Origin of the sequence: Noviherbaspirillum album (assembly GCF_035916955.1) — a bacterium.
In the GTDB taxonomy this organism is placed as follows: domain Bacteria; phylum Pseudomonadota; class Gammaproteobacteria; order Burkholderiales; family Burkholderiaceae_D; genus Noviherbaspirillum; species Noviherbaspirillum album.
In genome coordinates, this window is record NZ_JAWIIV010000028.1 from 22,735 (window position 1) to 43,066 (window position 20,332).

Sequence of the window (20,332 nt, forward strand, 5' to 3'; positions counted from 1 at the left end):
AAATAATTTCAGTTCCGCAATATTCATACCAGCCTTGCGCCACGTGCACTGCGGTTTTCAGGGCAAATCCGCGAAAGAAGGGTGCCTGTAAGGAAGATACCCGGAACGATGCACACGAATAGTGCAGGACTGCACCAAAACCTTGCTCGTCCTTGCTCTTCCTTGCTCTTCCTTGCTCGTCGCAAAGGCAACATGCCTGTCATGTTTGAACCTGCGGCGCAAATTTCCGTCTGTAGTGTCAGATTGCCAATACACGATTGCCGCCTGTTAGCAATGAACATCACACGAGAGATTCCGCTGCACCATGCCTACGCTGCCACTGCAAGATTTGAGCGCCTGCGACAAGGAGGCCATTCACGATCCGGAGCTGATCCAGCCTTTCGGCGCCTTGCTCGCCCTGGAAATGCCCGACCTGCGCGTCACGAGGGCAAGCGAAAACATTGAGCAGCTGCTTGGCATCGCCGCAAGCGATGCGATAGGCCGTTCATTGCGGGACATCATTGGCGAAGAGCCTTTCGGCCGGCTCGCCGATGCCTTGCACGAAGGCGAATTGCATTCGGTATCGCCCATGTTCATGAATATTGCGGGACGCAAACATGCCTGCCATATGTATTACAACAGCACGGGAACCACGCTCATCGCCGAATTCGAAATGGAGGATGAGAAACTGCCGGTCCGCATCCCGCATCCCGGCTTGCTGGGCGAACTGCCGTTCGCAGCCATTCATGAATGCCGGAGCCATGAGGAACTGGCGCGGCTGCTGGCGAGAGAAGTGCGCCGGGTTACCGGCTTCGACCGCGTGATCGTCTATCGTTTCGACGAGGACTGGCATGGCGTCGTCATTGCCGAAGAGCGCAACGAGCGCTACAACCACTCCTTCCTCGGCCATCACTTCCCCGCGAGCGATATTCCCGTGCCTGCGAGAAAATTGTTTTCGCTGAATCGACTGCGCATGATCCCGGATGTCCGGTACACACCCGTGCCGTTGCTGCCGCATCCTCAGGCGGCCGGCAGTGCGCGTCTCGACATGACCTACTGCATGCTGCGCAATGTCGCGCCGGTACACCTGGAGTACCTGTCGAATATGGATGTCCGCGCTTCGCTCACCCTCTCGCTCATGTGCGGCGACAAGTTATGGGGCATGGTGACCTGCCACAACAGGAGCGCAGCCACCGTGCCGCTGCATGCAAGGCAGCATTGCAAGGTGCTGGGAGAGGTGGCCTCCTATGCCATTGCCGGCATTGCCCGCAATGAGCAAGTGCGCGAAGGCGACATGCGCAAGAATGAACTCAAGCGGGTGCAGGACATCTTTGCGGACAGCACGGACTTTCCCGAAGCAATTCGCAGCGCAAGTCCATCCATATTGAGAGCCGTCGACGCCGATGCGCTCGTCATCCGGCTGGAGGGACAGCTGTTCGAATTGGGCGCCACCGTGCCGCCGGCAGCCTATGAACTGGTGCGCCAGGCACTAGAAAGGGAACTGCGCGGCGGTCTCGCGTACAGCCGGAACATGTCTTCCCTCAATAGCGGCTTGGCTTCGGCCGCGCAGATTGCCAGCGGCGCCCTGTATTGCCGCCTCAATGAACACGGCGATTACCTGCTTGCCCTGCGTGCCGAAGTAATCGAAGCGCGCAAATGGGCAGGCAACCCCTACAAGCCCGTCGATCTGCCGGCAGGAGGCCGCCTGCATCCGCGCAAGTCCTTCGAGCTTTGGCAGGAATCGGTACGCGGCTATTCGAGGCGCTGGAACGGCGTCGATCTCGATGCCGCCAAGGAGTTGCGCCGCCTGCTGCTCGAACGCAGCGAGCAAATCGCACGCAAGGCGTTCGAGGGTGCATGGCAGCAGGAACGCGATCGCAGCAGCGACATTCTGGAAGCGATGGGAGAGGGGTTCCTGCTGGTCGATCGTGACTTCGCGATCGTGCGCATCAATGCGGAAGGCTTGCGCCTCACCGGAAAAAACGCCGACGATGTGCTCGGACGCAGGCTCTGGGATGTATGGCCGGACGCCAATGACTCGTTTTCCGGACAAGCCTACCGCCGTGCGATGGATGAGCGCGTCTCCCTTTCGATCGAGAAGGATATCGGCGACAGCCGGCAAGACCCGCTCTGGGTTCATATCCGCATCTATCCATCGACCGACGGACTGGCGCTGTTCTTCAGCGACATCAGCAAGCGCAAGAACATGGAAGCGGCGCTGCGCAGCATGAACGACACACTCGAGGAACGGGTTGCCGAGCGCACCGAAGAGCTGAAGCGGACCCATGAGCAACTACTGCAAAGCCAGAAGATGGAAGCGCTGGGGCAGCTCACCGGCGGAATCGCCCATGACTTCAACAACCTGCTGTCGAGCATCGTCAGCAGCCATGACATGCTGCGCCTGCGGCTGCAACAAGGCAATGTCCATGAACTGGAGCGCTATGTCGGTACGGCGTCGCGCGCAACCGAGCGCGCGGCGAACCTCACGCAGCGCCTGCTCTCCTTCGCGCGCAAGCAGGATTTGAAGGCAGCTCCTCTTGACGTCAATCTGCTGGTGGAAAGCGTTCGGGAACTGATCGAACAGGCGGTCGGTTCAGGCATGCGGATCGAACTGGCGACGGAAGACGACCTATGGACCACGCTGTGCGATGCCCACCAGCTTGAAAACGCCTTGCTCAACCTGGCGATCAACGCGCGCGACGCCATGCAGCAAGGCGGCACGATCTCAATCATCACGCGGAATGTGTCGCGCAACGAAGCGGCGGGCCTGGCCCCGGTGCGGCTTGCTCCAGGCGACTATATTCGCATCAGCGTATCCGATACCGGAACCGGCATGCCGCCGGAGGTTGCCGAGCGCGCCTTCGATCCCTTCTTCACGACCAAGCCGCCCGGCAAGGGCACCGGATTGGGGTTGTCGATGATCTACGGCTTCGCCAAGCAGTCGGGCGGCGCCATCGGCATTGATACCGCGGAAGGCAAGGGGACCACGGTGCATCTCTATCTGCCACGCCATTCCTCGGAGAAGGCGGAGAAGGCGGAGAAAACGGATAAGACGCAGAGAGGGCATGATCGGCAACGGTCGCAAGGTGGTTGAAGCCACCTTTTTCTTGTACGCGGTTTTCCGCACTGCGGCGTTTCCGCGCCATGTCCGGAGCAGCTCGAGGGCTACGGGAACGCTGGCGGTCCTGATCAGTCCATCCTGGACCCGGTCTGCCGCGACACGGCACTTACTCTCCAGGAGGCAACATGCTCAAATCAATGGGGTACGGCGCGACCAGCGCCAGCGAACCCTTAAGCCTGCTCAATTTCGAACGCCGCACGCCCGGACCGACGGACGTCCAGATCGAGATTCTCTATTGCGGTGTCTGCCATTCCGACCTGCACACCGCGCGCGACGAGTGGCATAACACCGTTTACCCGGTCGTGCCGGGGCACGAAATCATTGGCCGTGTCACCGCCGTCGGCAATGAAGTGGCACGCTTCAAGGTCGGCGACCTGGCTGGTGTCGGCTGCATGGTCGATTCCTGCCAGCATTGCCAGAGTTGTGCCGACGGACTCGAGCAATATTGCGAAAACGGTTTCGTCGGCACCTACAACGGCGAGGAAATGCATTCCGGAGGCATGACTTACGGCGGCTATGCCAATAACATCGTTGTCACCGAAAAATTCGTGCTGCGCATTTCCGACAAGCTTGATCCCGCCGCGGCGGCGCCGCTGCTGTGCGCCGGCATCACCACCTGGTCGCCGCTGCGCCACTGGAAGGTGGGCAAGGGACAGAAGGTCGGCATCGTCGGCCTTGGCGGACTAGGGCACATGGGGATCAAGCTGGCGCATGCGCTTGGCGCCCACGTGGTGCTGTTCACCACATCGCCCGACAAGCGCGAGGACGCAATCAGGCTTGGCGCCGACGAGGTCGTGGTATCGAAGAATGCAGATGAGATGGAGGCGCATGCCAATTCCTTCGACTTCATTCTCAATACCGTGGCTGCGGCGCACGATCTGGATGCCTTTCTCGTGCTGCTCAAGCGTGAAGGCACCATGACCCTGGTCGGCGCACCTTCGCATCCGCATCCCTCGCCGCAGGTCTTCAACCTGATCATGAAGCGCCGCCACCTGGCGGGGTCGCTGATCGGCGGAATCGCAGAGACGCAGGAAATGCTCGATTTCTGTGCCGAGCGCGGCATCGCATCCGACATCGAAATCATTCCTATCCAGCATATCAATGAGGCCTACGAACGCATGCTGAAAAGCGATGTGAAATACCGTTTCGTGATCGACATGGCGTCGTTGAAGCAGGAGCAGCCAGCATAGGAAGGAAATGAGGCATGTCTGCATGGCGGCATGCACGGCACGCGAGACATCGCTTCCGACCTGCGGCCATCAAGGGAGAAGCGGGCATCCGCAATATCGAAACCTCTGCATCGAACAGCGATCCAAGCAAAGCAGCAGGCACCTTCCCTGCCTGCCTTACCGGCGAGATTGCCATGCAGAAAACCATCGTTAAGTTTGTCCTGCCGCTGCTGATGCTGTCGGTGGCCATTCCGGAATCGGAAGCCAAGAGGATGGGCGGCGGCCGCTCGTCAGGTCGCCAGGTACAAGGCGTGCGCAAGGCGCCCCCGCCCCAGGCCGTTCGTCCCGCACAGCCTCAACGAAGCCAGCAAGCACAGCCAACGCAAACGCCACCGGCCCGGCCCGCTACACCCGACGGACGGGTCGTGCGCCCGCAGGTACCCCCGGCGTCTGCGCCAACACGAACCTTGCCGCGCGAGGCGGCCAGCCCCTGGGGTGGCATGCTGGGCGGAGCGCTGCTCGGTCTCGGACTCGGTTCGCTGATGTCTCGCGACGGTAACGCCGCAAGCCAGCAGAATCCGGAGGCGCAGCAGAATCAACAGACGCAGAGCAGCGGTAGCAGCGGCACCAGCAACAGCAACAGCGGCATGAGTGGTTCGGGAGAGGCCGGCAGCGGCGCTTCGGGCAACTATGCAAATGCGCCTGCCGGCGTGTCGGCCGCAAACCAGCAGACGGCCGGCACATTGCGTTCGTTGCTGCCGATTGGCCTGCTTGTACTCATCGTTTATTTTGCCGTTCGCAGGATGCGACGCAGAAACGGTTAATCCCGACCACCCGGATTTCCATACGGACGCACATCATGACCCCTCAAGAAAACCAGGCGCTGCAGCAACTCCTATCGCAACTTACGCGAATTCGCGGCGTGGAAAAGGATCCCGAAGCGGACCGCATGATCGCACAAGCGATCGCTCAGCAACCCGATGCCGCCTATCTGCTGATCCAGCGCACCATGATTCTCGAACAGGCACTCAATGCCGCCAAGGAGCAGATCAGCCAATTCCAATCGCAGGGCCGACAGGCTGCGCAAACCGCGACCGGCCGCAGCTTCCTCGATGCCAATGCCTGGGGTAACCATGCATCGGCTCCCGCGTCTGCCCAAAGGCCGGTGGAAACATCGGTGACCGGCCGTCCGCTGTCCAATCCCGCGCAGCCGCAATGGTCGAGCAACGGCATGGGCATGCAGCCCGGCATGGGAGCCATGCCCGGACGCAGGTCGAGCTTTCTTGGCGGCGGAGGCAGCATGCTGGGCACGATGGCGGCGACTGCGGCGGGCGTGGCCGGCGGCGCTTTCCTGTTTCATGGCATCGGCAACCTGCTGGGAAACAATACGCCTGGAGACAGCGAGTCGCTGGCTGACAAGACTCCCGCAGCCGAGACCGGGGGCAATGATTTGAACAATGCGGAGCCGGCGGGCAACCAGGAATTATCACTGGCGGACGACCACGGCACCGGCACTTTGGATGATTCGCTGATGAGCGACAGCAGCGGCTTCGACGGCGGTGGGTTCGATAGCGATTCCTATGAAGTCTGACTAGCGGAGCGAGTTGAAATTTTATTGAAGGCAAATGTGGCGAAATCGTGTCGAGACAAGGAAACAAGCACAGCAAGGCCGCGCCCTTGCAAGCATTTTGCGCGCAATGTTGACGCGGTATCGGCGCAATTCTTGTTCATCGGATTCTCGTTCATCGTTTGGCCAACCCATTTAACAATCGCACCACTAGGCTCTGCATCCTTTCGCCATTGATGCTGCCAGCGCGCCGGCGACGGCTTTCCTAATCCCATTCCGAGAACACCCTGTTTCTGCCGGCACGCTTGGCCTCATACAGCTTGCGGTCCGCGCGCTCGAAAAGTGCGGCGGTTGTTTCGCCTGCCGCATGGGTGGCAATGCCTCCGCTGACGCTGACCTGGATTAGACCGCGTGCGGTCATGACGCCCGACTGTGCGACCTGCTCCCGGATGCGCTCTCCGAGAATCGCAACCTCCTCCCGCACCGCGATACGCACGAAAACGGCGATTTCCTCTCCGCCGAAGCGGACCGCGAGATCTTCGGTGCGCACGCAGCCGCCGATCAGCTGCGCGACTCCTCGCAAGACATCGTCGCCCGTCATATGGCCGTGGGTGTCGTTGATGGACTTGAAACGATCAATGTCGAACAGCAGCAGCGAAAACCCGCGTTCCTGATGCCTTGCATGCGCATTGACCGCATCATGCAGCCACTCCTGCATGTACAGGCGGGTATAGAGTCCGGTTAGCGGATCCCTGATGGCTGCCTTCAGCAGCTTGGCCTGGAGCCGCAAGCGTTCGACAAGAAACCAGGCTCCCAGGAACAGGACAGCTGCCGCCAGCGCGGCAAGTCCGGTTTGACTGTTGACAGTGGACCGGTAGTCTTCCGCGTCGACATGCAAGTAGACACGCCCGCCGATCTCTCGCATGTCATAGGCCTTCTGCAGATAGGTCTTTTCTGGCAGCGCATCGAACTGGACGAAGCGCATGCCTGGTGCCACCATCGTTCCCACCTTCATGCCGAGCGGGAGGAATTCGCGGTCGCCATACTGCCGGCTCCGTCGTACCCGGGCCATGCGTTCCGGGTTGGCCGGCGCGATGGTCTTGTAGGTCCATGAACTGACGCCGCTCATCAGCAGAATGCCATTGGGGTCGGCAACCAGAGCAAGCCTTTCGCGCACCTTCCAGTCGTCCCACAACAACGCTTCGTAGTCCTTGAACGGCCATGAAACCTGAAGCGCCACGACACCGCGTATTGCACGGTCGATGACCACTGGCCTCGAAAGAAAATAACCCAGAGTCTGGCCGATAACGCTCACCCCGACGAATCGGCCGGTTTTTCCTGCGGCCGCATCCTGAAAATAGGGACGATAGGCGAGACTTTTGCCGACGCCGGCATCGCTCGAACGCCATTTGCTATCCGCGACTACCCTGCCCACCAAATCCATGACCCAGATCCTGTCGGCACCAAGGCTGGCGGCAGTTTCGGCCAGGGTCAGGTTGGCTTCCTGAAGTCTTGCGGGAGTCGGTTCCTGCAACGTGGCGCGGATCGCTGCGGCACTCGCCAGGGTTTCGGGCAGGACGTCATACTTTCCCAGCTTGTCGAGAAAATACAGTCTGGTCATACTATTGCGGCTATCGAGCGTACGCTCGACATTGCGCAGCGCATTGTCCTTGATCCGGAGATGAGCGAGTATAACGATGCCCACAAGGGCGATGGCCAGCAAGCCAAGCAAGGCGGTCCTGTGCCGGACACCGGGCAGCATTTTATTCATACGGCAAACAACCATGTTCCTCATCCAAGGCGCAGAACAGCATGCTGGTATGCATGTACCGATTGCCGGCAGTCTTGTGCGATTTCCTTAGCCAGTCCGTGTCGATGGCCGTTGATAAAATGCTGGCGCAAGAATCCGACGAGCATGCGCACCTTCAACCTGTTCGCGATAAATGTCGCGACTGCATCTGTAGTTCCATCACGCGTGGATTGGTCCGATTGCCGTCGTCGCGCAACGCACCGCGAATCAATGGAGAAACGCAGCAAATACGTAAGTCCCGCATCGACTCCGATTTTCTGCGCACCTGCCCGGCAAGTGAACTCAAGGTGGCTTGGAGTTTTGGAGCGCACTCATTCTCAAGCTATAACGTCCAATATGCCCTGCCAATACAACTGTGTTAAAAAATGCCCACCGCGAGGGTGGGCAAAAGGGGCTGGGACCCCTGGAGACAACCGGAAAAACCATTGGAACTTCACTTCGAGGCATTGAAGACGCCTAACCGTCAAGTTCGATATCTGGTGCTGCAAACTAATAAACACGGCATCTCGGATAACGTAATCACGTCTTGTATAAGACTGGATGCAGAAACATTTATGTCGATCAGCGAGCAAGCAGGAATATACGGCTGAAGACGAAAATTCTCTAATCGTAAATTGTTATCCGGCATATCATCGTTTCTGATAAAACTATCGTTCTATTTTATTTGGCCCCTTTGCCATTTCTTGTTCATGCGCCTATCTTGCAGGCGTTCCTGCACCATTTAGCGCATCTTCGCGATAGAAACCATCAAGAAATACGAGACTAACATGAGGCGTTGTATTTAAATCAGGAGAAATCATTAGCCGCGTACGTCGCACGCGCGAATGCTCAGTTCACGGGAACCTGTAACCGTTCGCCAGTAAAAACATATGAGCATCTTTAATTCACTCATTAGTCATTGAGAATTATTAAATTCCAATTAATTGAGGGGCCTCGACATCGTTATTTGCGCTTTAATTTTCCGCGAGGAAATTCATCATTGGATTATGTGAACAACGGTGGGAGGAAGTAGCTGAATACAAATTGATGCGGCATAAGCGTCCGCTTGGTTTAAACGTTTTCCGATAAGTTAATATTTTTATCTTTATCACGTTTTATGATTGGTAATTACTTGCATAGACTTTTATAGTCTCGGTGGGATTTCTTGAGCCGAACAGGGGGAAGTTGACGCGCATGGCCGTAGCTGTCCGCCATTTTTTGCCGTGATATTTTTTGCCGTGATTCCGCCGGCAATGCCGGTGTATGCAAAGCAGAGATTGGCAATTGATATAACTTGCGTTTCCGAACGCCCGCCTCGATAGAAATATGCGTGAACGCATGAGGAACGGCGCAGCGCCAGATATGACATGAAGCAAGAAATTCGCTCTGCGCCGCAGTATTTGCCTAAATAAAACCTGGAAATAGGGCTTCTGAAATGGCACCTGCAGGAGGTCGTCGATAAATGAGCTTGAGCGACTTTGCGAGGTCGCTGTCAGGGACCTGAGCTACTACATGCTCGGGCCACAGGTGCGGCGGTTTAAGTTTGCCGGCAGCGGTCTTGCCCGCCATGGCTTCGGCATTTGTATGGGCAGTGGTCAATCTCGCTGCCACGAATTGTAAAGTAATAGAAACGCCGCACGGCAAGCTGCATTGATTGCGCGGCAGGGCTCGGGATAGGCAGCGACATGCATTCATTGCGAGCGAAGGGACGCACACGATGACGCCTGAACCTGCGCCGATGCGAATTGTTCAGCCATGCCGACTTCCGTCGCGTCGATAAGAGGCAGGGCCTTCCGCGCGAGGCGCATATCCGGCATCACCGGGATGAGTTCGTCCTGCTGGAAATAAATTTTATTGCTTGCGAACCGGAAGCAGCAATTCGCCACTCAGAAGTGCGACTTGTAGCACGTGTGGTGCCAGATGAACGGGTCAGGTCATTCGCACGATTGAATGCGCATGAGCGGACCGAAGCGGACGCACCGCCAAGGCGGGGCGGTGAAGTTCGAAAATTGCCCGCATCGCGCGCCGCAGGAAGTTTACCAACCGAGACCGCGTGTTTGCGGCGTGAATGGACGTAACAGGAGAAAAGTCTCGTTTATGGAAATTTATCAACTCCGCACCTTTGTGACTGTGGCCAAGCTTGGCCACATTACCAAGGCGGCAGATGCCTTGCATGTCACTCAGCCTGCCGTCACGGGCCATATCAAGGCGCTGGAACAGGAACTGGGCATCGCTCTGTTCGAGCGAAGCCACGGCAGAATTTCGCTGACCAAGGCGGGTGAAATCCTGTTGCCGGAAGTGGAAAAAACGTTATATGCATTCAACACGACGCTAGTGCGGGCAAAGGAGATCAAGGGGGAAATTACAGGGCGCGTCATCGTCGGAACGGTGAGCGACCCGGATTTTCTGAGACTGGGGAGCTTTCTCAACGGACTGATGACCACCCTGCCGCTACTGGACATCAAGACAAAATCCGCCCACGCCATGGCGATCCTGGAGAGCGTGGCGACGAGAAAAATGACAGCCGGATTCCATATCGGTACCGTCACCAATCCGGATCTGGCCAGCCTTCCCTTGCGCAGCATACGATATCGGGTTGTCGCGCCGACCTCCTTCGCCGAACGCTTGCCGGGCTGCGGATGGGGCGATGTGGCAGCCATGCCATGGATCGGCGCCCCGGAAAAAAGCCACGTCCATCAGCTGCTGCTTTCACTCTTTGGACAGCACGGACTGTTGCCAAACATCGTGATGGAAACCGACGAGCTGATTTCACCCCACAGCCTGGTTCGCGCCGGGCTTGGATTTTCGCTGCTGCGCGAAGATCTTGCCCATGCAGCCGCGGCTCGCGGCGATATCGTCATCTGGAGCCACGCCAGCATCGGCACCCAGCTTTCCTTCGTGTACCGAGCCGACATGGATATCGAGCCCATGATCGTGGGCATGCTCGCCGTGCTGCAAAACACCTGGAACCTCGGAGAGTGCGCATCTTGAATGCAAACGCACGACGGCGAAATCCGATTTCCCTATGCAGGCTCAAACATGGACGTTCCCCTGTGCTTCGCGGCTCGTCTATCAACGGCCAGCCGTAATGCGATGAAATGTCGGCTTCAGTAAAGCCGGCAAACAGGGATTTAATCGGGACGCGCCGAAATTAAAGGTGCGCATGTGCGGTCGCATGCCGCAGCCTTAACTGCAATAACAAGCGCGGTACCATACCTTTGGGCTCCGCCGTGCTCCCGAACTCATCGGGGTGCGGGCACCTGGCTGTCGTGCTGGATATAAAGATCGCCAGACCGCTTCTTCATTGCCATGCAAGGCAGTCGCTCCGCGATGCCCGGCAGCGCGAATTTCGGGGCGGCGTGAAGGACGTCCTCGAGTCGTGTTTCTTCCTGTGCTTGCATGGCGCAATGCACGTGCTCGGGACAGATTCCGCATTCCGCGGCACGGATGAAGCGTTCTATCATGGCCACGTTCTCCACCGGGAAAGCACCGGCGGCCGAGCTTGAGCACAGCGTCAGTACATGCGCACCGCAGTGCAGCGCTGCCGCGGCGTCTTCGAGGATGGCACTGGGATCATGGGTAGCGTCGCCGCATTCCGTCAGTGCCTGCGTAGCAGCCACCAGCATCTTGCCTGTCGCGCTGCAATGCATGAACAGCTTCTTTTGCATACGGCAGAGCTCGGCCCAGGGCTGGCTCATGGCGAGGTCATGGCGCGCGAACAGGATTCCGTCCGCCATGGCAAGCGTTTCATTGATCGTTGCGAGTGCGGAGGAGTTGTCGAGTCTCGCCATCAATCGCGGCCGTGCTCCGACCAGGCTTCTGATTTCCGCAAATCCGACTGCACCGCACACCGCAGGCAATGCAAGCCAGTCCACGCCGAGGGCTGCCGCATAGACCGCATCAATACGGTCCTTTTCGGTTAATGCGCCGGGCCAGTCGCAGGAAGGCATGGTGACGCGTCTGGCATCCGAGACATAGCCGCCGGCCAGCACGATCGTTTCAACATGATCGAACCCCGCGGACATGACCAGAAGCCGCACGCCGCCGCCGTCAATGAAGATTTCATCGCCCGGGCGCATTTGCGCGAAGAATTCCGGTTGGGGCAAGGGAATGCGCCTGCGGTTGCCCGGCGCCGCATCGAGATCGAGGCGCAGACTTTCTCCGGCATGCAGGTTGACGAATCCTCCGATGACGAGCCCCAACCTGAAGCTGGCGCCTTGCAGGTCCGCCAGGATGGCGGCGGGACGCGAGGCGCCGGTGTCGAGGTCACGAATTGCCCGGTAGCGTTCACCATGCGCGCGAGGCGAACCATGGCCGAAATCAAGCCGGAAAATGTCCGTGCCGGCGTCATGCAGCTCAGCGATAACGTCCGGATGGCTGCTCGATGTCCCGAGAGTCGCCATGATCCCCGTCCGCCGTCTGCGGCTTCTCCCCCAGTGCTGCTGCATACGCTCCCTTTCTCGTTCCTGCAAGACTTCTTCCTGCCCTCTTCCTGCCCTCTTCCTGCCCTCTTCCTGTCCGGCTTCCTATCGGTTTTCGATAGGCTCCCGCTCGCTTCAGACCTCATTGCGCGCTTTTTCAGGATGTGCATGACATTTGCAGCGAGTCCCGCGGGCATGACGGTATGTGGCAAGCGCTTGCTTCCGGTTCCGTGAAATTTGACGTTTCGACTTTTCGGGCGGGTACGCCCTTTCCTGATTTTTCCGAAAGCGGAGCCGACTATAAAGATGTCGCCGCCAGGTGGCTAATCGCGAATTCTTATTTTTCGCATCACGCCTCGTTATGCGAACGTGGAAAGTTGGCCCGCACTTGTAGGACTGCCGTCGGCACAGGTGGAACTTTTTACACGGCATGCCACATATGGATGTGGCGGTTGCCTTTTCGAGACCATGCATCACGCGGCGGAATTGGCATGCGCAGACCCTGGATGCGGTGAGTTGCCGGCCATGGGCCTGTCCGGGACTGGTAAGGCGGCGTGCGCGGCATGACGCCAATCCAGCCAGGAGCCAAACGAGGAGGTCTGACAAGTGTTAGCCAAGCCGATCGCGGAATCCGAGCAGAGAAATAATGAATCAACAACATACTTATGCTGTAGCAGCAACTGACCTCGACTACACGCCGGATCGTGCATTCAATGAAGAGCTAGGGCGCCGATCAACGACGAATCCAGCCGAACACTCCGCCAGGCTGGTCTATCTGGTAAATAACAATCCTTTGCTGGCCAAGGATACGTCGCTGCAGTTGGCCTCCTACGGATATCGCGTCGTAACGCTTGATAGCATGGCGCACCTCGCCGAGCACCTTCCTGTTGTCCCGGTCAATCCAGTATTGATCGATATCTGCGGCCATAACATCGATGAACTGACACTCCTTGAGATTGCAAGAATCCGGACTCTCTGCCAGAACAGGTTGCCCGTGCTGATGCTGTTATCGCATGCTCACATGGAACTGCGCCTGAAAGCGGCTCACGCAGGCATCGATGCATGTTTCATCAAGCCTCTGGATATACATGCGTTGGTGGATTATCTCGACAAGCTCAATCCGGTGCAGGAACAGGCAGCTTATCGTTTGCTTGTTATCGGCAACGACCCGCACCGGTCCGCTGCCTATGCCGATGCATTCCATGCCGCCGGCATGGATGTCACGCTGCTTCTGAAGCCTCTCGACATGTTCAGCGCCCTCGGAGAGAGCCGGCCCGAACTGGTGGTCATGGACGTGGAAACGCCGGGATGCGGCGGTGTCGAGCTGACTTCGCTGATCCGGCAAAGCAAAACCTTCGTGGACCTGCCTATCGTCCTTCTCAATTCGCAAGCGTCGCAGCAGGCTTGGCGGGACGCGATACGCTGCGGGGCGGACGATCTCTTCCCGCGTTCGATGCCGCATGGAGAGCTGATAAAAGCGGTATCGGTACGCATCGAGCGGTACCGGTCCCTGCAAGCGCTGATCATGCGTGACGGACTGACCGGACTGTACAATCATGCCGCGCTGCAGGAGCAAGCCGAACGCGAATTAACTCGCAGCAAGCGGCGCGGAGACCCGCTCACGCTCGCGATGATCGACCTGGATTGCTTCAAGCAGATCAATGACACCTATGGCCATCCTGTCGGCGACCAGGTGTTGCGCGCCGCGGCGCGCCTGCTTCAGCGCCGGCTGCGCAACGTCGACGTCGTCGGACGTTACGGCGGCGAGGAATTCGCCGTTCTCCTGCCGGCAACCGATGCCGATGCCGCGGCCCGCGTACTTGATGAAATCCGCATGGCCTTCCAAGTCATCAGGCACAAGACCGACGACACTGAATTTTGCGCCACGTTCTCCGTGGGACTCGCGCAGTTCGGCAAGGGCAGTGGCTGCGCGAATGCAGCCGACCTGTTCATAGCCGCCGACCACGCGCTCTACCGTGCCAAGCACGGCGGCCGCAATCGTGTCGAAATCGCTTCCGGCGATGCCTGATCCGCTTCGCCTCGGGCACCCGGTCTGTCGTATTTACACGCCGACGCGTTCCTCTTTTTCAATTTCGATCAGCCGGAACGGCGGGCGGTCCGGATAGGCGCGCTGCAGCAAGGGCCGCGCGACGTTATACACCGGTATGCCGTTGACGGTGCTGCCCTCGGGCGTGCCCCGGTGCGCGTGACCATGCACGACCGAATGGACCGGATAATGGATCAGCGGATCCTCCAGCCGGCTTGTGCCGAGAAACGGAAAAATTTCCAACGGTTCGCCGCGCACCGTGCCTTCGATCGGCGAGTAGTGCAACATGGCAATCCGATGCCGGGTCCGCAATTTGGCGAGAGCGGTTTCGAGCTTCAAGGCTTCCTGTATCGCTTCATTGACAAATGCCTTGATGACGGGCTCTCCCCATGGCCCCAGCGCCCCGCGGCCATACCCTCCGGCGAATCCCTTGGTGCCCGCAATGCCGATGCCAAGCACTTCGCAGGCTTCGCCGTCGAGCACCTTGACACCGCCATCGCAGAGAATGCGCTGCACCTGGTCCTGCTGCCCGGATTCAACATCATGGTTGCCGAGCACGGCAACGATGGGGATTTTCAATTCAGAGAGCTCTTCCGCCAGGATATGCGCTTCTTCCGGCAAGCCGTAGTCGGTCAGATCGCCGCAAAGCAGCAGCATATCCGCCGCTTCGGACACCTGCGAAAAGAAACTGCGCAAGGTACCGCCGGACTCCTTGGTGCAATGCAAGTCGCCGACAGCGGCCACCCGAACTTTTTCTGATGAACTCATATCGTCCCTCGATTCGAAATTGTTAACATGGATCGATGCATATCGCCGGCAGTCGTTCCCGGATTCTCTCGCGATCGGGAAATGTTCCCTCAAGCGGAGTGACCGCATTTTCATGGCATAAGTTTTGCTGGAATTCGCATATTCAACCGCTTTGATACCGGATATGCAGACACCTCTTACTCAGACCGTAAGTGAAGACGATACAGCGTCCGCCTTCTATCAGGACATGCTGAGAAGCCTTATTGCCGCAGAAATACCCTTCATGGTCGGCGGAGCCTATGCGTTTTCGCATTTCACCGGGATCACCCGGCCCACAAAGGATCTGGATCTGTTTATCCTGCGCAACGACTTCGAGCGCCTCACGGAATCCATGAAACCCTATGGCTACGAAACGGAGCTGACGTATCCGCATTGGCTGGGGAAGATCCACAGCGGCGAACATTTCGTCGACCTGATCTTTAGTTCCGGCAATGGCATCGCGGAAGTCGACCAGAACTGGTTCAGGCATGCGGTACCGGCCGAAGTGCTCGGCGTGCCGGTACTGATCTGTCCGATCGAGGAAACCATCTGGTCCAAGGCCTTCATCATGGAAAGGGAACGGTTCGACGGCGCCGACATTGCTCATCTGATACGAACCGGCAGTGCGGGAATGGACTGGCAGCGCCTGCTGCAACGATTCGACCCGCATTGGCGTTTGCTATTCAGCCACCTTGTGCTATTCGGCTTCGTCTATCCCGACCATCACAACCTGGTTCCGCACTGGCTGATGAATACGCTGATGGAAAGATTGCGCGCGGAGATGGAATCCGGTCCCGCGGCGGAACATGTCTGCCAGGGGACGCTGCTGTCCCGCGCCCAGTACCTGCCGGATATCGAACGCTGGGGATATCGCGACGCCCGCCTTCTTCCGCCCGGCACCATGACGGCCGAAGATGCGGAAAGCTGGACGGAGGCCATAGAGGGACGCGGCGACAAGCAGGATTGAAGATAACCGCCAGGCCCGAAGCCAAGCCCCCGGAGCTTAGCTTGCGCCCTCGCCTGCGGTTTGCTTTGCGCGTGCTTCCGTAAGCAGGTAGAGCAACAGCGCGATCACCAGCGGCAGCAGGTAATAGATCGCCCGATAGGCCAGCAAACCGGCCAGCATGTCGTTGCGCGACATATCGCCGGCAAGCAGGGCGATGAATACGGCTTCCAATACCCCCAGCCCGGCCGGTACGTGCGTGATCACGCCCGCGACTGCCGCCACCAGAAGCACCGCGAGCACCGCGGGATAGGCCAGCTTCTGTTCGAGCAGGAAGTAGATGGCGCCACTGATGAGCATCCAGTTGACCGAGGAAACGCCCAGCTGCAGCAAGGCGACCCGCAGGGGCGGCAAGGTAATTTCCTTGCCGCGCACGCTCCAGCTGCGCCGCCTGGAGAACGCGCAGAGCGCCACGTAGGCCATCGCTGCCAGAAACAGCACGAAACCGAGTATGCGCAACGCCGACTGATCGATCTTCCAGTCTTTCGGAATGTCTATCGGATTGAGCCAGAACGACAATCCGGCCAGCAGCAGGTATCCCAGCCAGTTGGTGATCATGCTCATCAAGAGCACACGCGTGATGACTTCGGTGTCCAGGCCCAGGCGCGAGTAAAGACGATAGCGGAACGCCACCCCGCCGATCAGGGACCCGAAATTCAGGTTGAAGGCATAGCTGATGAAGTTGACGGTCATTACCTTCGGAACGGGCAGCCCGTGGCCGGTTGCCTGGCGCCCGAACAGATCGAAGCAGCTGTACAGCAGATGACTGAGCGCGGCCAGCGCGCCTGCAATCAGCAAGCCTTCCAGCGGCCGCTGCTGCAAGGCGGAAAACACCTTGTCCCACTCGATGGAGCGCGCCTGCGTGAATAGCAGATAGGCGACTGCGGCAAAAAAGGCGATCTTCGCCAGGCGCTTGAGCCACTGCCACCACGCTTTGCCGGCAAGCCCGGCGGGCCGATCGGTGTCCTTGCTGGCGGATGTGCCCTGCCTCCTCGTTTCGGTCCTCATGTGCGCGCCGTTTCGGTAACGCGGTCGGTGTCCTTGTGCTGCGCAGCCGGGCTGGCGCCCGATTGAGAGAGCACGGTGAGCCTGGGCGCATGCGCCGGAAGCCAGCCCGCCCAGTCGGGGTATCGACGCAGTATGTGATAAAGAAAGAAGCCCCGCACCCGGCGCCACCAGTTGGACTCCTGCAGTTCCTCCGCGTGTATTTCCTTGCAGCTGTGCCGCATCAGGTAACTCAGTTTTTCATAGAGTCCATGGTTGAAATCGCGGTCATGGATGAAGACGTTGGCCTCGAGGTTGAGCGCCAGGCTGAGCGGATCAAGATTGCTTGATCCAACGGTCGCCCATTCATCATCGACCAGCGCCACCTTGCCGTGCAGGGGTCGCTCGCAGTATTCGTAGATGCGCACGCCCGCGCGCAGCAGGTGCGAATAGAGCATGCTGGCACCGAACTTGACAATGGGCATGTCGGGCATGCCCTGCAGGATGAGGACGACCTCAACGCCGCGCCGGGCTGCCTTGCGCAGCTCCTTGAGCAGCCGGTAGCCCGGAAAGAAATAGGCATTGGCGATGATCACCCGCTTTTTCGCAAGCCGGATGCCGAGGCGGTACTGGCGTTCGATATCGTTGCGATGACGGTGATTGTCGCGCCACAGGAAAAGGGCCTCTGCCCGTCCGGCAATGGGCACCTGTTCCAGTGGCGGCGCCTTTCTGAAGCGCCAGCGCCAGCGGCTCTTGTCAACGGTCATGGCCGCATGGGCAAAACGGCGGATGGTGGCGACGATCGGTCCTTCGATTTCGACCGAGTAGTCCTGCTTGGCTTCGGGACCGAAGTCAAGCAAATGATCTGCCGAATAATTGATGCCCCCGATAAAAGCCCGCTCGCAATCCACCACGACAATCTTGCGATGCATGCGGCGGAAAACATTGGTGCGCTGGCCGAGCAGCCGCATGCCGGGATCGAAGACATGGACGCGCACGCCGGCGTCGGTCAGGCTGGAAATGTACTCGTCCGACAGGTCCGGAGAACCAAATCCATCGATGGTGATATCGATGCAAGCACCGCGGCGGGCAGCCGCAAGCAGCGCGTCGCGCAGCGCCAGGCCTACCTTGTCTTCATAGAGAATGAAGGTTTCAAGCACCACCTCCTTGCGCGCGTTGGCAATGACTTCGAAGACGCGCGGAAAGAACTCTTCCCCGTTTTCCAGCAAGGTGAATTTATTGCCTTTGATCCACTGTTGAGCCACTGCGCAACCTCCTGATGAACTATTGTCATAAATATCAGAATCGCTACACGGCGTTTTGATCTTTACCGTCGAAAAGTGTTTTATCCCGTCCGGAGGCGATCGGGTGCTTGCAATTCAGCGAAATCAAAACAAACTGTGTAGACGGCTCAGGACCGGCTTGGGCATTTTTCAACAGTTACCGCATTGCGCGACTCAAGGTGCGGGAATTCGCCACAGAGGACGATATGAAATCAACATTCCATGAGTTGGAACTGGGAAAGGCAGTACTTCAAAACTCCACCGACATCGGCAATGAACAGCTGATCGTGACTTTACAACCCGACAACAAGGCACCGGTGCAGATTCAGATCAGGCAGAACACGGAGGGAAGCAGCACGACGTCGAGCTCGATCGGCATCAGCCAGCACGGTTTGCAGCAACTCGTTCATTGGCTGCGCGAAGAAGGTGCCGTATCTTGAACCAGCTTGGTGTGTGGACTGACCGAGTTTGTTAGCAGGCTGAGCCAATTCGCGCGGTCGAGGCACTGCAGAAAGCTGGGGGACAGGAAGGCTTAGGTTTGCAGATTTGGCAGACGCTGCCGATATTGTTGCATTGTCCGCCATCGAAGTGTGCCTGTCGGCACGGACACACTTCTTCTTGTGTTTGAACCGGGCAATACTGAAGCATGACGACTGTCAGCCGCAATGCACGCGCCTCACTGCAAAAAGCCGGAAGGTTGCGGAACCGGAAAGCCGATCAAATATTGTAATAATCGAGCGCCATCTTGGCGGATTCGGCAACATCGGCGCCAAGCGGCGCCAGCTCGGGACTTTCGTCTTTCGGCAAAGCACGCTTCTTGCCTTCCGTGCCCGCCAGCGCGGCAAGCTGCTTTCTCACATAGCGGGCCAGCGATACCCGTTTACCCGATGGCGTCAGCGGCATCTTGCCGTGGTACCAGAAACCGTCTTCAAATACGATCTTGAATTCGCATTGATCGGCATCCGACTGCAAGGAATTGGCGGCCCATCCCTCGAGGACCGTGTTTGCCGCCTCGACGGAGGAAACGCGGGCTTCGGAAGCCAGTCCGCTCAAACGATGGATAAAGATCCGTGATACATCCACTTTCTCGCAAAGATCACTGCTCATAGCTGCATCCGTTAAAAACTGTAGCCGACAAATTGAGGGTGCATAGGCCGTTCTTCAAGACGTCAGGGCCTTCCTGCGACGAATATTTTTCAGGACGGCGATGGTTCCGATGGGGTTGACTACGTCGACTGCATCGGCCAAGCGGCCATGGCAAATATTCAAGGACGCCTCTCTGCCCGCGCATGCCTGCGCCGGTGCGGGACTTACCCGCGGTTGCGTTGCCGGGCTGACCGGCAGGGTGACGCGGTAGTACCGCAAAAAAAAGCCCGGCAGCCGATCGGCTGCGGGCCAATCCAATTCAAGAAGAGTTGGAGGAGACACGCGCATACTACTACCAGGAATCTTGCCGGTCTGCTTTCGATTCGTGATAGGAGATATATGAAATAGTAATGTCATGACATTGTTTGGAATGACTTGGCAAACGCCGAACTTTATCGGGCGGTTTCAAGCGGCGCTCGCGCCCCGCTTCCAGCAGCCGGCTTGCTCCGGCTTTCGAGCAAGGCTGCCGTATCGCGTGCGCCCATGGCGTGCGCGGCGGCCAGCGCGGTCATGCCCTTCGCATCCTGTGCATGGGCATCCGCGCCACGGGCAAGCAGCAGCTCCACCACGTCCACGCGATTGAACATGGCTGCCAGCATGAGCGACGTCTTTCCATCCGGCGCGGCGCCTTCCACGCTTGCGCCGTGATCGAGAAGCAGCCGCACCATGGCAAGATCGCCCTTGTAGGCGGCACCGGCCAATGGAGTCTGTCCCATGTCGTTTCGCAGCTCGGTGTCGCCGCCATGCTCCAGCAAGGCTTGGGCCGTGTCGAAGTGGCCGTGGTAGCTGGCCAGCATGAGCAGACTGTCGCCGCGCTGGTTGCACAGGTTGGCGGGCAGTCCGCGTTCCAGCAGCGGCTTCAACCGGTCCGCGTGACCACTGCGGACCAGTTCGAAGACCTGCTGGGCGAATTCCAGTGTCTCGCGGTCCATGCCTTCAGGCACGCCACGCTGCATGCCGGCCGCATTTTCTCCCATGGGATTTCCTTTCGGTGCCGAACTACGGCGGGCATGTCCTGCTCAGGATATGCCTGCAGA

At 58.7% G+C, this 20,332-nt stretch carries 16 protein-coding genes; 8 read left to right on the forward strand and 8 right to left on the reverse strand.

What is annotated here, in order from left to right:
- Positions 1-304: 304 nt before the first annotated feature.
- The 4 genes from RY831_RS24405 to RY831_RS24420 all read left to right on the forward strand — a co-directional run bounded on the left by RY831_RS24405 (position 305) and on the right by RY831_RS24420 (position 5,860).
- On the forward strand, positions 305-3,073 hold the full coding sequence (locus RY831_RS24405; RefSeq protein ID WP_326508978.1) for an ATP-binding protein: 2,769 nt from the start codon (positions 305-307) through the stop codon (positions 3,071-3,073).
- 152 nt (positions 3,074-3,225) lie between these two features.
- Positions 3,226-4,290 (forward strand): NAD(P)-dependent alcohol dehydrogenase, encoded by a 1,065-nt coding sequence (locus tag RY831_RS24410; protein WP_326508979.1) that lies wholly within the window; start codon positions 3,226-3,228, stop codon positions 4,288-4,290.
- A gap of 14 nt (positions 4,291-4,304) precedes the next feature.
- Positions 4,305-5,093 carry a hypothetical protein gene (locus RY831_RS24415; RefSeq protein WP_326508980.1) on the forward strand — a complete coding sequence of 263 codons (789 nt, stop codon included), beginning with the start codon at positions 4,305-4,307 and terminating at the stop codon, positions 5,091-5,093.
- 35 nt (positions 5,094-5,128) lie between these two features.
- Positions 5,129-5,860, forward strand: a complete 732-nt coding sequence (locus RY831_RS24420) for a DUF2076 domain-containing protein (RefSeq protein ID WP_326508981.1) — start codon at positions 5,129-5,131, stop codon at positions 5,858-5,860.
- Between the two features lie 241 nt (positions 5,861-6,101).
- Here the strand turns inward: RY831_RS24420 and RY831_RS24425 are convergent, their stop codons facing one another.
- Positions 6,102-7,607: a GGDEF domain-containing protein gene (locus tag RY831_RS24425; RefSeq protein ID WP_326508982.1), complete on the reverse strand. Its 1,506-nt coding sequence runs from the start codon at positions 7,605-7,607 to the stop codon at positions 6,102-6,104.
- 1,968 nt (positions 7,608-9,575) lie between these two features.
- Between RY831_RS24425 and RY831_RS24430 the strand changes: the two genes are divergently transcribed.
- Entirely contained in the window at positions 9,576-10,616 is a 1,041-nt protein-coding gene (locus RY831_RS24430) for a LysR family transcriptional regulator (RefSeq protein ID WP_326508983.1), read from the forward strand.
- Positions 10,617-10,867: 251 nt separating this feature from the next.
- Here RY831_RS24430 and RY831_RS24435 read toward each other — a convergent pair whose 3' ends face one another.
- Positions 10,868-12,073 (reverse strand): pyruvate kinase, encoded by a 1,206-nt coding sequence (locus RY831_RS24435; RefSeq protein ID WP_326509023.1) that lies wholly within the window; start codon positions 12,071-12,073, stop codon positions 10,868-10,870.
- Positions 12,074-12,692: 619 nt separating this feature from the next.
- Between RY831_RS24435 and RY831_RS24440 the strand changes: the two genes are divergently transcribed.
- Positions 12,693-14,075 (forward strand): sensor domain-containing diguanylate cyclase, encoded by a 1,383-nt coding sequence (locus RY831_RS24440; RefSeq protein ID WP_326508984.1) that lies wholly within the window; start codon positions 12,693-12,695, stop codon positions 14,073-14,075.
- Between the two features lie 33 nt (positions 14,076-14,108).
- Here the strand turns inward: RY831_RS24440 and RY831_RS24445 are convergent, their stop codons facing one another.
- Positions 14,109-14,861, reverse strand: coding sequence for a metallophosphoesterase family protein (locus tag RY831_RS24445; RefSeq protein ID WP_326508985.1), 753 nt, complete (start codon positions 14,859-14,861; stop codon positions 14,109-14,111).
- A gap of 163 nt (positions 14,862-15,024) precedes the next feature.
- On the opposite strand from RY831_RS24445, the gene RY831_RS24450 reads away from it, so the two are divergent.
- Positions 15,025-15,846, forward strand: coding sequence for a nucleotidyltransferase family protein (locus tag RY831_RS24450; RefSeq protein WP_326508986.1), 822 nt, complete (start codon positions 15,025-15,027; stop codon positions 15,844-15,846).
- A 36-nt stretch (positions 15,847-15,882) separates the two neighbouring features.
- On the opposite strand, the gene RY831_RS24455 is transcribed toward RY831_RS24450, so the two are convergent.
- Together RY831_RS24455 and clsB are read right to left on the reverse strand one after the other, a co-directional pair.
- Positions 15,883-16,890, reverse strand: a complete 1,008-nt coding sequence (locus tag RY831_RS24455; RefSeq protein ID WP_326508987.1) for a lysylphosphatidylglycerol synthase domain-containing protein — start codon at positions 16,888-16,890, stop codon at positions 15,883-15,885.
- Complete coding sequence (gene clsB / locus RY831_RS24460) at positions 16,887-18,131, reverse strand: cardiolipin synthase ClsB (protein WP_326508988.1); 1,245 nt, start codon at positions 18,129-18,131, stop codon at positions 16,887-16,889. Before clsB ends, RY831_RS24455 begins: the two co-directional genes overlap by 4 nt.
- Positions 18,132-18,238: 107 nt before the next feature.
- Between clsB and RY831_RS24465 the strand changes: the two genes are divergently transcribed.
- The gene (locus RY831_RS24465; RefSeq protein ID WP_326508989.1) at positions 18,239-18,589 is read left to right on the forward strand and encodes a hypothetical protein; all 351 of its coding nucleotides are present in this window, start codon (positions 18,239-18,241) and stop codon (positions 18,587-18,589) included.
- Positions 18,590-18,866: 277 nt separating this feature from the next.
- Here the strand turns inward: RY831_RS24465 and RY831_RS24470 are convergent, their stop codons facing one another.
- Genes RY831_RS24470 through RY831_RS24480 form a run of 3 tightly spaced genes read right to left on the reverse strand, consistent with a single transcriptional unit; the run spans position 18,867 to position 20,272 of the window.
- Positions 18,867-19,256, reverse strand: coding sequence for a hypothetical protein (locus tag RY831_RS24470; protein WP_326508990.1), 390 nt, complete (start codon positions 19,254-19,256; stop codon positions 18,867-18,869).
- A 54-nt stretch (positions 19,257-19,310) separates the two neighbouring features.
- Positions 19,311-19,652: a hypothetical protein gene (locus tag RY831_RS24475; protein WP_326508991.1), complete on the reverse strand. Its 342-nt coding sequence runs from the start codon at positions 19,650-19,652 to the stop codon at positions 19,311-19,313.
- Between the two features lie 35 nt (positions 19,653-19,687).
- Positions 19,688-20,272: an ankyrin repeat domain-containing protein gene (locus RY831_RS24480; RefSeq protein WP_326508992.1), complete on the reverse strand. Its 585-nt coding sequence runs from the start codon at positions 20,270-20,272 to the stop codon at positions 19,688-19,690.
- Positions 20,273-20,332: the final 60 nt, after the last annotated feature.

What these genes read in the sequence shown, in the direction of transcription:
- RY831_RS24425 (WP_326508982.1), bottom strand. Translation starts at nt 7,607, where the DNA reads ATGAATAAAATGCTGCCCGGTGTCCGGCACAGGACCGCCTTGCTTGGC.
- RY831_RS24445 (WP_326508985.1), bottom strand. Translation starts at nt 14,861, where the DNA reads ATGAGTTCATCAGAAAAAGTTCGGGTGGCCGCTGTCGGCGACTTGCAT.
- RY831_RS24435 (WP_326509023.1), bottom strand. Translation starts at nt 12,073, where the DNA reads ATGCAGCAGCACTGGGGGAGAAGCCGCAGACGGCGGACGGGGATCATG.
- RY831_RS24420 (WP_326508981.1), top strand. Translation starts at nt 5,129, where the DNA reads ATGACCCCTCAAGAAAACCAGGCGCTGCAGCAACTCCTATCGCAACTT.
- RY831_RS24455 (WP_326508987.1), bottom strand. Translation starts at nt 16,890, where the DNA reads ATGAGGACCGAAACGAGGAGGCAGGGCACATCCGCCAGCAAGGACACC.
- RY831_RS24430 (WP_326508983.1), top strand. Translation starts at nt 9,576, where the DNA reads ATGCGCATGAGCGGACCGAAGCGGACGCACCGCCAAGGCGGGGCGGTG.
- RY831_RS24415 (WP_326508980.1), top strand. Translation starts at nt 4,305, where the DNA reads ATGTCTGCATGGCGGCATGCACGGCACGCGAGACATCGCTTCCGACCT.
- RY831_RS24440 (WP_326508984.1), top strand. Translation starts at nt 12,693, where the DNA reads ATGAATCAACAACATACTTATGCTGTAGCAGCAACTGACCTCGACTAC.
- RY831_RS24405 (WP_326508978.1), top strand. Translation starts at nt 305, where the DNA reads ATGCCTACGCTGCCACTGCAAGATTTGAGCGCCTGCGACAAGGAGGCC.
- RY831_RS24475 (WP_326508991.1), bottom strand. Translation starts at nt 19,652, where the DNA reads ATGACATTACTATTTCATATATCTCCTATCACGAATCGAAAGCAGACC.
- RY831_RS24480 (WP_326508992.1), bottom strand. Translation starts at nt 20,272, where the DNA reads ATGGGAGAAAATGCGGCCGGCATGCAGCGTGGCGTGCCTGAAGGCATG.
- RY831_RS24470 (WP_326508990.1), bottom strand. Translation starts at nt 19,256, where the DNA reads ATGAGCAGTGATCTTTGCGAGAAAGTGGATGTATCACGGATCTTTATC.
- RY831_RS24410 (WP_326508979.1), top strand. Translation starts at nt 3,226, where the DNA reads ATGCTCAAATCAATGGGGTACGGCGCGACCAGCGCCAGCGAACCCTTA.
- RY831_RS24450 (WP_326508986.1), top strand. Translation starts at nt 15,025, where the DNA reads ATGCAGACACCTCTTACTCAGACCGTAAGTGAAGACGATACAGCGTCC.